General features: G+C 69.3%; 11 protein-coding genes. 3 read left to right on the top strand and 8 right to left on the bottom strand.

Annotation, left to right across the window (positions count from 1 at the left end):
• The first annotated feature begins 27 nt into the window (after positions 1 to 27).
• Positions 28 to 690, top strand: coding sequence for a DUF305 domain-containing protein (locus Strain318_RS06495; protein WP_367887698.1), 663 nt, complete (start codon positions 28 to 30; stop codon positions 688 to 690).
• Complete coding sequence (locus tag Strain318_RS06490; RefSeq protein ID WP_367887697.1) at positions 687 to 2,516, top strand: LVIVD repeat-containing protein; 1,830 nt, start codon at positions 687 to 689, stop codon at positions 2,514 to 2,516. Before Strain318_RS06495 ends, Strain318_RS06490 begins: the two co-directional genes overlap by 4 nt.
• Before the next feature lie 141 nt (positions 2,517 to 2,657).
• Here Strain318_RS06490 and Strain318_RS06485 read toward each other — a convergent pair whose 3' ends face one another.
• From Strain318_RS06485 to Strain318_RS06470, 4 genes are read right to left on the bottom strand one after another with little or no spacing between them, the layout of a single operon-like run.
• The gene (locus Strain318_RS06485) at positions 2,658 to 5,051 is read right to left on the bottom strand and encodes an aldehyde dehydrogenase family protein (RefSeq protein ID WP_367887696.1); all 2,394 of its coding nucleotides are present in this window, start codon (positions 5,049 to 5,051) and stop codon (positions 2,658 to 2,660) included.
• Positions 5,048 to 6,010, bottom strand: coding sequence for a deoxyribose-phosphate aldolase (gene deoC / locus Strain318_RS06480; RefSeq protein WP_367887695.1), 963 nt, complete (start codon positions 6,008 to 6,010; stop codon positions 5,048 to 5,050). The genes Strain318_RS06485 and deoC overlap by 4 nt, the downstream gene beginning before the upstream one ends.
• On the bottom strand, positions 6,007 to 7,314 hold the full coding sequence (asnS, locus tag Strain318_RS06475; RefSeq protein ID WP_367887694.1) for an asparagine--tRNA ligase: 1,308 nt from the start codon (positions 7,312 to 7,314) through the stop codon (positions 6,007 to 6,009). The genes deoC and asnS overlap by 4 nt, the downstream gene beginning before the upstream one ends.
• Positions 7,315 to 7,360: 46 nt before the next feature.
• Entirely contained in the window at positions 7,361 to 7,978 is a 618-nt protein-coding gene (locus Strain318_RS06470; protein ID WP_367887693.1) for a hypothetical protein, read from the bottom strand.
• A gap of 59 nt (positions 7,979 to 8,037) precedes the next feature.
• Between Strain318_RS06470 and Strain318_RS06465 the strand changes: the two genes are divergently transcribed.
• Entirely contained in the window at positions 8,038 to 8,571 is a 534-nt protein-coding gene (locus tag Strain318_RS06465) for an SET domain-containing protein-lysine N-methyltransferase (RefSeq protein WP_367887692.1), read from the top strand.
• Here Strain318_RS06465 and Strain318_RS06460 read toward each other — a convergent pair.
• Genes Strain318_RS06460 through Strain318_RS06445 form a run of 4 tightly spaced genes read right to left on the bottom strand, consistent with a single transcriptional unit; the run spans position 8,534 to position 15,250 of the window.
• The gene (locus tag Strain318_RS06460) at positions 8,534 to 10,585 is read right to left on the bottom strand and encodes an ATP-binding protein (RefSeq protein ID WP_367887691.1); all 2,052 of its coding nucleotides are present in this window, start codon (positions 10,583 to 10,585) and stop codon (positions 8,534 to 8,536) included. The two genes, Strain318_RS06465 and Strain318_RS06460, sit on opposite strands and share 38 nt — an antisense overlap.
• Before the next feature lie 41 nt (positions 10,586 to 10,626).
• On the bottom strand, positions 10,627 to 12,723 hold the full coding sequence (gene recG / locus Strain318_RS06455; RefSeq protein WP_367887690.1) for an ATP-dependent DNA helicase RecG: 2,097 nt from the start codon (positions 12,721 to 12,723) through the stop codon (positions 10,627 to 10,629).
• Positions 12,720 to 13,637: a signal recognition particle-docking protein FtsY gene (gene ftsY / locus Strain318_RS06450; RefSeq protein ID WP_367887689.1), complete on the bottom strand. Its 918-nt coding sequence runs from the start codon at positions 13,635 to 13,637 to the stop codon at positions 12,720 to 12,722. Before ftsY ends, recG begins: the two co-directional genes overlap by 4 nt.
• A gap of 32 nt (positions 13,638 to 13,669) precedes the next feature.
• Positions 13,670 to 15,250, bottom strand: coding sequence for a hypothetical protein (locus Strain318_RS06445; RefSeq protein ID WP_367887688.1), 1,581 nt, complete (start codon positions 15,248 to 15,250; stop codon positions 13,670 to 13,672).
• Positions 15,251 to 15,276 lie beyond the last annotated feature (26 nt).

Raw genomic sequence — 15,276 nt, 5'->3', positions numbered from 1 at the left:
GTTCTGATACAGATTCCCTCGATGCCCATGCGACGTCTCCTGCCCCTGTTCGCTCTCGCCGCGCTCACGGCCTGCCCCGCCCCGTCGACGGTGCCGGCTGCGCCCGAGCCATCGCCCGCCGCCGAAGCGGACGAGCACGCGGGCCACGATATGGAGGCCGACGAGCACGCCGGCCACGTGATGCATGACCTGCCGCCGGTGAGTTTGCCGCAGGGCTCGCTGGTCACCGAAGCCGACGTGCGCTTCATGCAGATGATGATCGGCCATCACGCGCAGGCCGTGTACATGACGCGCATGGCCGAGGCCGCGGGCGCCAGTGACCGCGTGCTCAAGCTCGCGCACAAGATCGACCTCTCGCAGGCCGGCGAGATCGCCCTCATGCAGGGCTGGCTCGTGGACTACGGCCAGCACGCGCCGGACACCGAGTCGTGGCGCCGCATGTCGATGCCTGGCATGCTCACGGCCGCCCAGCTCGAGCAGCTCGGCGCCGCGCGAGGCCGCGACTTCGACCGGTTGTTCCTGCAGCTGATGATCAAGCACCACGAAGGTGCGATCCAGATGGTGACCGAGCTGCTGCGGAGCCCGGGCGCCGGCCAGGAAGTCGATATCAACGTGCTCGCGAACGAGATTGAGGCCGCGCAACAAGCCGAGATCGAACTGATGTGGCAGATGCTGGCGGAGCTGCGATGACCCCTACCCCGGAGTATCCCTCGATGCGTGTGCTTGCCCTTGCGTCCCTGACCGCGCTGACGGTCGCGGCTGCGCCCCTTGGCTCTTCGCTGGCGGCGCAGACCTACCCCAGCGCGACGGATCCGCGCAACAACCTGAAGCCGGGCCTGCATGACGCCGGCATCGCGATCCAGGGGATGCGGCTCATTGCCACCGCACCGAAGCCGGCGGCGCTGGATTCCATCCGCGGCCTCACGTTCGTGAACTCCGACCTCGCCTTCCGCGGCAACTTGGTCTACCAAGGCAACTTCGCGGGCTTCGTCATCTATGATGTGTCGAACCCGGCGCGGCCGCAGGTTCTGAGCACGGTCGAGTGCATCACGTCGCAGGGCGACCCGAGCGTCGTCGGCAACCTGCTCTTCGTCTCCGCCGAGGGCGCGGGCAACCGCAACGACTGCGCGAAGGGCGGCGTGCAGAACCCGCAGGACCACATGGCGGGCGTGCGCATCTATGACGTGAGCAATCCCCGGGCGCCGCGCTTCATCAAGAACGTGCAGACCTGCAAGGGCTCGCACACGCACACGGTGATTCCGCACCCGACGGACCGCGGCGTCGTGTACATCTACGTCTCGGGCAACCAGGGCGCGCGTCCGGCCAGCGAGCTCGCGGGCTGCCGCAACGGCTCCGATCCGGCGGACGAGTCCAACTCGCTGTATCGCCTGGACGTGATCAAGGTGCCGCTGGCCCGTCCGCAGGACGCTGAAGTGGTGACCGGCGCGCGCATCTTCACCGGCTTGGGCCCTGCCCCGGCCCGCGGCGGCCGTGCGCGTGCTGCCCGTGCCGTGACCGGCGCTGACAGCGCGGAGATGGCGCAGATGGCGATGAACGGCCCGCGCAACTGCCACGACGTGACCGCGTATCCGGCGATGAACCTGCTCGCCGGCGCCTGCGCGAGCTACGGCCTGCTGGTCGACATCAGCAACCCCGAGCGCCCCGTGCGCCTCGACGCCGTCGCGGACACGAACTTTTCGCTGTGGCACACGGCCGTGTTCAGCAACGACGGCAAGAAGATCGTGTTCACCGACGAGTGGGGCGGCGGCACCTCGCCCAACTGCCAGGCCATGCATCCGCTGGAGATGGGTGGCAACACCACGCTCGTGATCGGTGCGGACCGCAAGCTTACGCAGCACGCGTACTTCAAGATCCCGACGGCGCAGGGCGCGCAGGAGAACTGCGTGTCGCACAACGGCGGCCTGATTCCCGTGCCGGGCCGTGACATCATGGTGCAGGGGTGGTACCAGGGCGGCGTGAACATCATCGACTTCACGGACCCGGACAAGCCGGTCGAGATCGCGTACTTCGACCGCGGCCCGGTGGACGACGCGCCGGTCGAGGGTCAGGCGCGTGGCCGCGGCACGATCGCGGGCTCCTGGGGCGCGTACTGGTACAACGGCCTCATCTACTCGGCCGAGATGGCGCGTGGCCTCGACATCCTCGAGGTGCTGCCCAGCGAGCACCTGACCGCCAACGAACTCGCGGCGGCGAAGCTGGTGACGATGGAGGAGTACAATCCGCAGAGCCAGCCGAAGCTGGTGTGGCCGGCGGCGTTCCCGGTGGTGCGCAGCTATGTCGACCAGCTGGCGCGCGGGAACGCGCTGCCGGCGCAGCTCCTCGGTGAGATCCGCAACGGCATCGACGGCGCCGAGCGCGCCAGCGGCGCGCAGCGGCGGCAGCAGCTGGTGATGGTGGCGAACATGGTGCAGCCGTTGGTGCAGCGGTCGCGCGATCCGGAGCGTCTGCGGTTGCTGAACCAGGCGCTGCGCGATCTCGCGGGGGCGACGCGCTAACCGCGACGGCGTTCACCACGAAGGCACGAAGGGGCTCGTGAAGCACTTTCGGCCCCGCAATCCCAAGAAGCATTGCTGCTTCCAGGGTTGCGGGGCCGAACGACTGTCGCGGCTCCCTTCGTGCCTTCGTGGTGAGAGCGGTTACTCCCCGTACGGAATCCAGATGTTCTTCACCTGCGTCGCTTCGCGCAGGAACTCGCGGCCTTCGCCTTCGGCCACGTTCGACCATTCGATCGCGTCGGCGTGGCACCAGGTGCGCTTCATGTTGTGCGCGCTGGCCAGCTCGACGGCCTTCACGCCCTCGCGCGTGCCCCAGTACCAGATGCCCTCGACGTCGTCGTGCTCGGCCAAGGTCTTGGCCAGCACATCCTTGGCGCCGGTGACGATGTTGATGACGCCGGCCGGCAGGTCGGAGCTCTCGAGCACCGTGTAGAGGTCGGTCGCCGAGAGCGGATGCGGCTCGCTGGGCACGGCGACGACGGCATTGCCGGTCGCCACAGGCGGCGCGACGGCCGACACAAAGCCGAGCAGCGGTGCCTCGCTGGGCGCCGCGACGGCAACCACGCCGATCGGCTCGTTCATCTGCAGCGCCACGCCGCGGATCGGCACGTTGTGCACCGCCCCGTCCCACTTGTCGGCCCAGGCGGCGTAGCTGAACAGCCGCGCGACGGAGGCCTCGACTTCCGCCTTGGCTTGCGCCGCGGTCGCACCGGTCTGCGCGCGGAGCCGCGCCGCGAACTCGTCACCGCGGGCGGCGAGGTTCTCGCCGATGTAGTACAGAATCTGCGCGCGCAGGTGGCCCGTGGACTTGCTCCACCCCTTCGCCGCCGCCTGCGCGGCCTCGACGGCGTTGCGGATATCCTTGCGGTTGCCCTCGCCCACCTCGCCGATGCGCTGGCCCTTCGGGTTCACGACGATGCGCGAATAGCCGCTGTCGGGGCGAGCCTGCTTGCCGCCGATGAACAACTTTGGGGTGCGATCGACGGACGGCAGTTGTGAGTTGGGAGTTGTGAGTTGAGAGGGAACTGCCCGCGTACGCGCGGCAGTTGCCGTACGCTTCCCACTGCCAACTCCCGACTTCCTACTGCAGTACTCGTACATCCCTTCACGCCCGCCCTCGCGCCCGAACCCGGATTCCCGGTACCCGCCGAAGCCCGCCGCGGCGTCGAAGAGGTTGGTCGCATTGATCCACACCACGCCCGCCTTGAGCTTCGGCGCGATGTCCAAGGCGAGATTGATGTTCTCGCTCCACACGCTGGCCGCGAGGCCGTAGGGTGTGTTGTTGGCCAACGCGACCGACTCCTCGGGCGTGCGGAAGGTCATGGCGACCAGGACGGGCCCGAAGATCTCCACCTGCGCGATCGTGCTCGCGGGTTCGACGTTCGTGAACAGCGTCGGCGGATAGAAGCAGCCCTTCTTCGGCACGCTCCAGCTCGGCTGCCACATGGTGGCCCCTTCATCCGCGCCCTGCTTCACCAGCGCCGTGATGCGCTCGAGCTGCTCCGGCGCGACGATTGCCCCCATATCCACTGCCTTGTCGAGCGGCTTGCCGACACGGAGCTTCTCCATGCGCGCGCGAATCTTCTCGATGAGGCGGTCGTGGATGCCTTCCTGCACCAACAGGCGGGAGCCCGCACAGCAGACCTGCCCCTGGTTGAACCAGATGGCGTCGACCACGCCCTCGACCACGGCGTCGAGGTCGGCGTCCTCGTACACGATGAACGGCGACTTCCCGCCCAGCTCGAGCGAGAGCTTCTTGCCGCTGCCGGCAGTGGCGCGACGGATGATCTTGCCGACTTCCGTCGAGCCCGTGAACGCGATCTTGTCGACGTCCTTGTGCTCGACCAACGCCGCGCCGGTCTTGCCGTCGCCGGTGATGATGTTGAGCACACCCGGCGGCAGTCCGGCCTCGTGCGCCAACTCGGCGAACAGCAATGCGCTCAGCGGCGTGAACTCCGCCGGCTTCAGCACGACCGTGTTCCCCGCGGCCAGCGCCGGCGCGACCTTCCACGCCAGCATGAGCAACGGGAAGTTCCACGGGATGATCTGCCCGACCACGCCCACCGGACCGTAGCCTGCGAACTCCTGCTCGAAGAGCTGCGCCCAGCCGGCGTGATGGTAGAAGTGCCGCGCCACGAGCGGGATGTCGAGATCGCGGGTCTCGCGGATGCTCTTGCCGTTGTCCATCGACTCGACGACGGCAAAGAGGCGTGAGTGCTTCTGCACCATGCGCGCCAGCGCGTACAGGTGCTTCGCGCGCTGATGCCCGCTGAGCTTGCCCCAGCTGCGCTGCGCCTTGCGTGCGGCGGCGACGGCGGCGTCTACGTCCTTCGTGCTGCCCTGCGTGACCTTGGCGAGCAGGTCGGTCGTGCTGGGGTCGATGACGTCGAACGTCGCGCCCGGCTTGGTCCACGCGCCATTCACGAAATGCCCGAACTTGGCGCCATGCTTGGCCAGCCACGCGCGCGCCTCGGCGTCGCTCTCCGGCGCCGGGCCGTAGTCCATGGTCTTGAAGATCTCGGCAACGCTGGTCATGGCATCGGATGGCGATGGGCCGCCGCATAACGGCCCGTGACGTGGTGCTCGAGCTGGCGCTCGATATCGGTGAGCAACGAACTCGCGCCGAAGCGGAAGAGATCGGGCTGGAGCCAGCGATCGCCCAGCTCTTCCTTCATCAACATCAGGTACTCGAGTGCCTGCTTGGCCGTGCGAATGCCGCCGGCGGGCTTGTACCCGACCTTGTAGCCCGTCGCACGCTCATACTCGCGGATCTGCCGCGTCATGACCAGCGAGAACGGCAGCGTGGCGTTCGTGCCTTCCTTGCCGGTGCTGGTCTTGATGAAGTCGGCGCCCGCCTGCATGGCCACCCAGCTCGCGCGCGCGACGTTCGTCAGCGTCGCGAGTTCACCTGTGGCGAGGATCGCCTTGAGATGCGCCTCCCCGCAGGCCTCACGGAAGGCCTTCACCTCGTCGTACAGCGCCTGCCAGTCGCCGGTAAGCACATGACGGCGCGTGATGACGATGTCGATCTCCTTCGCACCCGCCTTCACGCTCTCGTGGATCTCCTCCACGCGCTGCTTGAACGGCGACAGGCCGGCTGGAAAGCCCGTGCTCACCGCCGCGACGGGAATGCCCGAGCCCTCGAGCGCCTCGACGGCCGTGGCCACCCACTGGTGGTACACGCAGACGGCGCCGACCGTGATGTTGAGCTCGGCCACACCCAAAGCGTCGATGAGATCATCGCGCAGCGGACGCCGCGCCTTGGCGCAGAGCCGCCTCACGTTGCTCGCCGTATCGTCACCCGAGAGCGTAGTGAGGTCCATCAGCGTGATGGCCTTGAGCAGCCAGGCGGCCTGCCACTGCTTCTTGACCGTCCGGCGCGTGGGAATCGTCGCCGACCGACGTTCGGCAGCGCTCTTGTTGACGCGGATGGCCCGCACGACGTCGAGGTCGAGCGGACCGCCCGGATTGCGCGGGAGCTCTGAGGCGCTCACGGGTGCAGACGCGTCATCAGACGCGGGAACGGGATGCACTCGCGGATGTGCGGCGTGCCGCAGATCCACGCGATGGTGCGCTCGAGCCCGAGCCCGAAGCCCGAGTGCACGAACGTGCCGTACTTCCGCAGGTCGAGGTACCACGAATACGCCTCGAGCGGCAGGTGCTCTTCCTTGATGCGGTGGAGCAGCTTGTCGTAATCGTCTTCGCGCTGCGAACCGCCGATGATCTCGCCGTAGCCCTCCGGCGCGAGCATGTCGTCGCAGAGCACGGTCCGCGGATCGGCCGGATTCTCCTTCATATAGAAGGCCTTGGCTTCCTTCGGGTAGTTGCAGATGAAGATCGGCGTCTCGTAGTCCTCGACGAGCAGCGCTTCATCCTCGGCGCCCAGGTCCTCACCCCACTGCACCGCGCTGCCCTTCTTCTGGAGGGTCGCGACGGCGTCGGTGTAGTCGATGCGCGGGAACGGCGCCTTCACCTTCTCCAGCTTGCTGACGTCGCGCTCCAGTTCCTTGAGCGCCGGCATCTGCCGCTCGAGCACGCGCTGCACGAGGAAGGACACGAAGTCCTCCTGCAGGTCCATGTTCGCATGCGTGTCGTTGAAGGCCACCTCGGGTTCGATCATCCAGAACTCGGTGAGGTGGCGGCGCGTCTTGCTCTTCTCGGCGCGGAACGTAGGCCCGAAGGTGTAGATCTTGCCGAAGGCCGCAGCGAGCGCCTCGCCGTAGAGCTGCCCCGTCTGCGCGAGGTAGGCGTTGCCTTCGTCGAAGTACTCCGTGGCGAACAGTCCCGAACGCTCGCCGATCGCCGCCGTGAGGATCGGCGTGTCGGTGCGCAGGAAACCGCGCTCGTAGAAGAAGTCGTGAATCGCCTGCTCGATCTCGTTGCGGATGCGCATGATCGCCACCTGGCGCGGCGTGCGCAGCCAGAAGTGGCGATTGTCGAGCAGGAAGTCGACGCCGTGCTCCTTGGGCTGGATCGGATAATCCAGTGCGCTCGGTCCGATGAGTCGGAGCTCCGTGACGCCAAGCTCCACACCGCCCGGCGCACGCGCATCGGCCTTGACCTCACCGCTCACGCTGAACGAGCACTCCAGCGTGAGTTGCTGGAAGGCCTCCCAGGTCTCGGCGCTCACCTGCGGCTTCACGACCACGCATTGGAGAATGCCCGTGCCGTCGCGCATCGTGACGAAAGCGACCTTGCCGGAACTGCGGGTATGCGTGACCCAGCCGCTGACGGTGGCCTGCTGTCCCACGAGGCCCGGGAGGCTGGAAATTCGAGTCGGTTCGGTGGTGCGAGTCATCCCTGTAAGCTACGGAGCGCCAACGGGATGGGAAAGGCGGGCGCGGTCAGTCCTCGAGCGTGAACCCGCGCGGGAAACGCATGCTCAGTCCGAGTCCGAAGCTCCAGTGCGGGACGCGCAGGTCGCGCAAGGAGGTTTCCTGGCGCTGCACGTCGAGTCGCAGGCCGACGCGCTGCTCGGCACCAAGGTACGAGCGGAAGCCGGCGGCCAGCACCCAGGTGGGGGCTATCTCTTCCACGTTATAGAAGCCTTCGCGCGCCTCTTCGTCCCAGAGGGCGATACCGTAGCCCGCGCGTACGTACGGCCAGAGCTTCGGGTGCAGCTCGAACGGCACCACGGCGCTGGCCACACCCGCGCAGAGACTGACGAACTGCTGCGGGACACCGGGCAGACGGCGCTCTTGGCCGCGCGAACAGTTGCCATCCAGCTGCAGCGCCGCCCACCGGTGCACCTGGCGCTCGCCGAAGACCACGAAGCGCGTGCCGCGCTCCTTGAAGACCCCGGGAATGAAGTTCGCGAATCCGATGTCCAGCCCGAAGTGCCACTCGCCCACGGCGGGCCGGCGATCGTTGCGCACCGGCGCGTCCTCGGGCACCGGCAGCCATTCGACTTGAGCGGCCGCCGGCATCGCGACGGCCATCAACAACACGAGAAGCAGGCGCATCCGTGGATGATAACGAGGGGGAGTGGCGAAACAACGCGTGGCCCATCAGCTTCCAGCCCGTGTCCGCCACGCCGATTCGCGCGACTGAGCACACGTCGCCCTCGCAGTACCCCGCTGGAACCCTGTTGGTAACATCCTGTGCGGCGGTCGGCGTCTTGGTCGAACCGACCCAGCGACGCTTGGTGGCGACCGCGCCGATCGCCGCCGGCAGCGTGATCTTCACCTTGGTTGGGCGCGAGACGCGGGTCGCCACCCGGTACTCGATCCAAGTCGGCCCGGAGATGCACCTGGACTCCGACGACCTCCCGACCGACGACGCGCGCGTCCGCGAACGCTATTGGATGTACCTCAACCACTCCTGTGACCCCAGCGCGTGGGTGCGGGGCTTGGCCGTGGTCGCCCTCCGCGACATCGCCGTTGGCGACGGCGTGACGTTCGACTACAACGCCACCGAGCAGGCGATGGCGGAACCCTTCGATTGCCATTGCGGGGCGGCGAGCTGCGTCGGACGCGTGTCGGGCTACGCCGCGCTCAGTCCGGAACGGCGCGAGCGCATCAAGCCGTACGTGTCGGCGTACCTGCTGGCGGACTGACCCGCCGTCCCTGCGCGTCCAGCGCGGGCAGGAAGATCCAGAACGCCGTCCCCCGCCCGACCTCGCTCTCGACGAGCGCGTGCCCACCCGCGGCACGCACGACGCCCATCACCACGGCGAGCCCGAGACCCGTGCCGCGGGATTCTTCCTTGGTCGTGAAGTAGGGTTCGAACACCCGCTGCATGACCTCCGGCGACATGCCGCGGCCGCTGTCCCGGACCTGCAGCAGCACCCACTCCCCGGTCGGCGCGCGCGCAGGACGATCCTCCGACGACTGGATACGCCGCAACCGAATCGCGATGTCTCCACGTCCCTGGATCGCGTCCCGGGCGTTCACGACGAGGTTCAGCACCACCTGCGTGAACTGCGACGGGTCGATCCACACACCCGGCGTTCCCGCCGCCACCTGCACATCCAGCGTGATGCGCTGCCCCAGGAGGCGGCGCAGCAACGGTTCCATTTCGTGGAGGGTGGTGCCGAGGTCTGCCGCGCGTGGTTCGGAGGCGGCCCCGCGGCTGAACGCGAGCAGTTGGGCCGTGAGCCCCTTGGCCCGCGAGGACACCTTCAACGCCTCCTCCAGATCGTCGCGGACCATGGCGAGGCTTGAATTCGGTTCTGGGCTGCCGAGTCCATCGCGCGCCAGCTCGACGAACGAGGTCATCGCCGTCAGCAGGTTGTTGAAGTCGTGCGCCACCCCGCCCGCCATGGTGCCGATCGTCTCCACGCGTTCCATGTGGCGTGCCCGCGCCTCGATGGCACGGCGGTCGGAGGCGTCGGAAATGATGCCGTGCGCCCGCACCGCCTGCCCCTGCGAGCCGCGCTCGATCTCACCGATGACCAGCACCCAGCGCTCCGATCCGTCGGGCAGCAGGACACGATGCTCAAGCGTGTACTCGGGCCGATCCGACTTGAGGATCTCGAGAAATACGCGTGCCACGAACGCGGCGTCCTCGGGGTGAATCATGTGGAAGAACTTCTCGAGCGGACCGTCCACCTCGGCCAACGGTCGCCCGACGATCGCGGCCCCGTTCTCGTCGAACGTCATGCGGTCGGCGAGGACGTCGAGCTCCCAGGTGCCCATGCGGCCGGCGCGCAAGGCGACGCCCAGCCGTGCGGTCCGCGACGTGATGGCGTCCTGCATGCGCGCTTGTCGCAGCCCGAACAATGCGCCGAGCAGCGCCAGCGCAATCACGACGGCGGCGCCCGCCGCCCGGGCAGCCAGGCGCTGCGGCGCCGAATAGGCCGCCCACCCGGCCACCGGGGCGCCGCGCAGGGTCCAGTCGCCATCGGGAACCGGGATGCGTATGGACTCGGGCGTCGCGTCGGCCGACAGCGTATCGCCACCGAACCAGTGGCCGGCGCGGTCGCGCACCTCGAGGTGCAGGCCGCTGGCCGCGTTCGGGATGCCCGCCTCGAGGACGATGGACGGCACATCGAGAATCACGGCCACGAGGTCGGGGAAGCCCGGCCGTGGCGTGAGCCGCCGGCGCACGAGCAGTCCCTCCCCACCCTGCACGAGCGCGATGGGCCCGGTGATGACGATCGAGTCGGTGGCCATCGCGCGCCGGACGCCGTCGGGAACCTCCGGTCGCGAGTCGCGCAGCAGGTTGTAGCCCAGCGCCCGTTCGTTGCCGGCCAACGGCCAGGTCGCGACGATGACGCCGTCCTCCACGAGCTGCAGCGTGCGCACGCCCTGGGTACTGGACGCAACCCCGCCCGCGAACGTCTGGAACGTCGCGTCGAGCCGCGCACGGCTGGGCTGCGATTCGACGAACGAGTGCAATCCGTTGAGTTGGGCCACGCGATGGGCGACCGCCGTGCGCAGCGCCGCCGCGGTCGGCCCCATGGCGCGCTGGACGGCGACGCGCGCTTCCATTTCGAGGTGGCGCCCGTACCACGCATCGAAGGCCAGGGCCGCCGCCAGCCCGACAGCCATGGCGACGCCGCCCCAACGCCACGGCGCCCGGCGCGTCAGTGGCGTGCGCGCGGAAGGCGACTCGGCCGTGGCGGACATACCTGAGTGTGCCCCGAGGACCGCGGCGGCGCCAGTAGGCCTCAGCCCACCCGGAACAGTTCGAGCGCGCGCCCGTACTGGCGGCGCAGCACCAACTGCATGCCCTGATGCTGCGGTGCCTTCAGCTCGGGATCCTGCGCGAGCAGCGCGGCGGCCCCGCCCCGCGCCAGCTCGCCCAGCTCCTCGTCGCGCAGCGGGTCGGCCACCTTGAACATCGGCACGCCGCTCTGCCGCTCGCCAAACAGGTCGCCCATGCCGCGCTGCTCCAAGTCGGCCCGCGCAATCGCGAAGCCATCCTCCGTCTCGAGGAACGGCCGCAGCCGCTCGGCGACTTCCTCGCCCACGTCCCCGAGCAGGATGCAGAAGCTCTCGGCGGCCCCGCGGCCCACGCGCCCGCGCAATTGGTGCAGCTGCGACAGGCCGAAGCGCTCTGGGTGCTCGACGACCATCACCGTCGCATTCGGCACGTCGATGCCGACTTCGATCACCGTCGTCGCGACGAGCACATCGAGCTGGCCATCCCGGAAGGCGCGCATCACCTGGTCCTTCTCCTCGGGCTTCATGCGGCCGTGCAGCAGCGCGAGCCGGCGCCCGGCGAAGGGGCCGGCGACGAGTTCCTCGAAGGCCTTCGTCGCCGCTTTCAGCGCCACCTTCTCCGACTCCTCGATGAGCGGATAGACCAAGTAGGCCTGCCGCCCCTCGTCGAGCTGCCGATTGATGAACGCCAACACGCGAGCGCGCCCGTTCTCCGGCCGCAGCGCGGTGGTGACCGGCTGGCGGCCCGGCGGCCGCTCGTCGAGGATGCTCACGTCGAGGTCACCGTACATCGTCAGCGCCAGCGATCGCGGGATCGGCGTGGCACTCATCAAGAGCACATCGGGCTTCTCCCCCTTCCGCCCGCGCTCCACCAGCGCGCGCCGGTGCTCCACGCCGAAGCGATGCTGTTCGTCGATGACTGCCAAGCCCAGCTTGGCGAAGGTCGTGCCCTCGACCTGCAGCGCATGCGTGCCGATGGCGATCAGCGGCTCCCCGCTCTCGAGGCGCGTCGCCGCGAGCTTCCGCTCCTTGGCACTGCGGCTGCCGGTGATGAGCGCGGGGACGATGCCGAGCGGGGCCAGCAGGCGGTCGAAGGTACGCGCGTGCTGTTCGGCGAGCAGTTCCGTCGGCGCCATGACGGCCACTTGGTAGCCGTTCTCCAGCGCGAGCAGCGCGGCGAACACGGCGACCACGGTCTTGCCCGATCCGACATCGCCTTGCAGCAGGCGGTGCATACGCGCCGGCGCGCACATATCGGCCACGATCTCGCGCACGGCGCGTACCTGCGCCTTCGTCAGTTCGAAGGGCAGCACCTCGCGGAAGCGCGAGGTGAGGTCCTTCTTGTTCACGAAGCGGATGCCATCGCGCGCTTGCTTGGCGAGGTCGTGCGCGCGCCGCTGCAAGAGGTGCACGAACAACAGCTCCTCGTAGGCCAATCGCCCGCGCGCGCGCAGCGCGTCCGCCACGGACGTGGGCCGGTGCAGCGCGCGCAGGGCCTCCGGGAGTGCCGGCACGCCGGCCTCGGCGAGCAGCGCCGTGGGAAGATATTCCTGCACCTGCGGCAGCAGCGCGTCGAGATGCTTCTCGATGAGCTGGCGGATGAGCTTGAAGCTCAGCCCTTCCGTGGCGCGGTACACGGCGAGCACACGCCCCGCGGAGGTTGCGTCGCCGTCGGGCCCGAGGTTGACGAACTCACGCGGGGCGAACTGGCGGCCGTGGTAAAAGCGCACCGGACCGGTGAGCAGCAGCTGATCGCCCTTGTTGATGGCGCGGTCCAGCCACGGTTGCCCCGGCCAGCTCACCTCAATCATGCCCGAGGCATCCTGCACGACCGCTTGGAAGATCCGCAGTCCTTTCCGCGTCGGCAGGATGCCCTTCGACACCACCGTGCCGATGACGGACGCGTCGTCGCCCACGCGCAGCCGGGCAATCGGCGTGACGGTGCTCGCATCCTCGTAGCGGAACGGGATGTGAAAGAGCAGGTCCCGCGCGGTGAAGATGTTGAGTCGGCGCAGCGCCTCGGCGCGGCGGGGGCCCACGCCGGTGAGGAACTCCACCGGCGTCTCGAGCGTGCGCCGCGGGCCTGCGGCGGCGGGGGTCATCCCGCGAGCAGCTCCGCAGCGAACGTCGTCGCGTCGAAGGGTTCGAGATCCGTCGCTTGCTCGCCCAAACCGAGGAACTTCACCGGCACGTTGACCGCCTCGTGCACGGCGACCACCACGCCGCCGCGTGCGGTGCCATCGAGCTTCGTCACGATCAGCCCCGTCAGTGGCACCGCCTCGGAGAACTGCTTGGCCTGCTGCACCGCGTTCTGCCCCACCGTGCCGTCGAGCACCAGCAGCGCCTCGTGCGGCGCGCCGTCGAGCCGCTTGGCGACGACGCGTTGCACCTTCTTGAGCTCGTCCATCAGCGCGTGGCTGGTATGCAGGCGGCCGGCGGTATCGATGATGATGACGTCCACGCCCCGCGCGATGCCGGCGTCGATGCTCTGGAACGCCACCGCCGCCGGGTCAGCACCCGGCTGTGCACCCACGAACTCCGCACCGGTGCGTTCCGCCCACACCTTGAGCTGGTCAATGGCGCCCGCGCGGAAGGTGTCGCCGGCGCCGAGCAGCACCGACTTGCCCTCGCGGCGCAGGCGCGCGGCGAGCTTGCCGATGCTGGTGGTCTTCCCCGCTCCGTTCACGCCGAGCACGAGGATCACGGTCGGCTTCGCCGGCGCGAATCGCAGCGATGCGTCCGCATTGCCGACGCGTAGGGCGTCCCCGATCAACTCGACGAGGGCCGCTCGGAAGTCGTCCGGAGACTTGAGCTTGCCCTTGGCGGCGCGACCGCGGATCTCCTCGACGAGGCGCATGGTGACGGGCACGCCCAAGTCCGCCTCGAGCAGCGTCTGCTCCAGGCGTTCGAGCGTCAGGCCATCCACGCCGCCGCGCGCGAGCACGCCGACGTCGGTGAGCGCGATGTCCTTGATGCGCTGCCACAGGGAGCGCTTGCCGAGCAGGTTGAGAGCCATTCAGGACGAAAGGATAGGCGCGGTCGACGGCGTCAGCGCCAGCCGATCCTTCGGCGCAGGATCCATTCCGCGCTGAAGGCGAGAAGGGCGAGCGCCGCGAGCCACCAGGCCTCACGGGCGCGCGGCGAGAGGTCACGCGCGGGCGCGCTGCCGACCGCTCCGGCAGGGACGAGCGGACGCGGCATGATCTCTCGGCTGAGCGCCGTGGACGACGCCTCGCTACGCCGCGGGGCCGTCGTCGCCGCCACCCAGTCGAATATACTGCCCCACATGGCGTCGAAAGACTGCGCCGCGCGCCCGCCGCGCGTGCGCCAGCGCCAGAATCCGCCGGCAGTGACCGTCACGGTGCGCGGCGTTCCCTCGCGCAGGGTGACGACGGCGCGTTCATCGCTGCGCCGCGCCCGGCGGACGAGCAGCGCTGGCAAGCCGCCGCGGGCCGAGGGACCCACGCGCAACGGCGGCAGTTCCTCGAACGGGAGGTCGGTTAGCGCCGCCCGCAGCGGCGAGTCGCCGGCCCCCGTCGCGTAGTACTCCTCGCTGCTGCCCACGCTCGGCATGAGCACCAGCGCGCCGCGGGCCCGGCTCCGTGCCGGCCCGAAGTACGTCGTGTCGCCGTGCAGCATCACGAGCGAGGCGGTGCCCAGCGCGCGCCGCACGACGTCTTCGCCCACGGGCCGCAGGGCGTCCCCTTCACGCCACTGTCCGGGCGCGACGCGCCAGTAGCCGCGCACGGCCCCGCGCTGCGTCTGGCGCAGCAAGGCCAGGGCAAAGCGCGCGTCTTGGTCTGGCGCCGTGGAAATCAACGCGACCGACGCCGCGCCGGAGATGCTCAGCGTGCTGCGGATCGAATCGTTGTCCGCGCGCGCGTCGGCCCCGTCGAGGGCCAGCAGCAAGGGCTGCTCGCCTTCGAGGGCCGGCACGACGAACCGCAGCCGCAGCTCGCGCTCGCCACCGGCGTCGGGCGCGTCGACGGCTTGACGCAGCAGCTCCCGGCCGCCGAGGCGCAGCGTCAGTGTCCGCTCGCGCACATCGCCCGCGAGGGCATTGGCGCGCAGCAGCACGGGCAGTTCGACCGTGTCGCCGATCAATGCGCCGGCGGGTGGCTCGAGTGGCGCCAGCCCGACATCCGCTGAAGTCTCGGGTGCCGGTCGCAACACGGCGGAGCCCTGCGGGAGCTCGGTCAGGCGCTCGGCGTCGTCGAGGGCGCCATCGGTGACCACGATGACGGGCCGACCCTGCGCACGCGCCAATTCGACGAGGTCGCCGATCCGCGAGGCCGGGTCGGTGGGCCGCTCCGGCAGCAGCGCGGCCGAGCGAACGGCGTTGCCGAAAAGCAGCAGCGAGTCCGCCCCCGCGGACAGCACCGAGTCCGCCGTCGCCCGCGCTCGGCTCCAGCGGGCGGTATCAGTCCCCCAGGACGCCGAGGCATCGAGGGCCACCCACGGCGCCAAGGGCCGTGGCGGGGCCAGGGGCGCGTTCAGGAGCAGCGCGGCCACCAGCGTGGCGCCCAGCGCACGCAGCGCCAGGAGGCCCCGAGGCATCGGCCGCGTTCCGATGTAGCCCAGCGCCGCCACCGCGGCGCCGAGGGCAATGGCAATGGCCCAAGTCAGCACGCTGGAAGTCTAGTCGGCTTGTCGAC

It is taken from the genome of Pseudogemmatithrix spongiicola, from assembly GCF_030623445.1.
In the GTDB taxonomy this organism is placed as follows: Bacteria; Gemmatimonadota; Gemmatimonadetes; order Gemmatimonadales; family Gemmatimonadaceae; genus Pseudogemmatithrix; species Pseudogemmatithrix spongiicola.
This window is presented reverse-complemented; position numbering and strand designations above follow the sequence as displayed.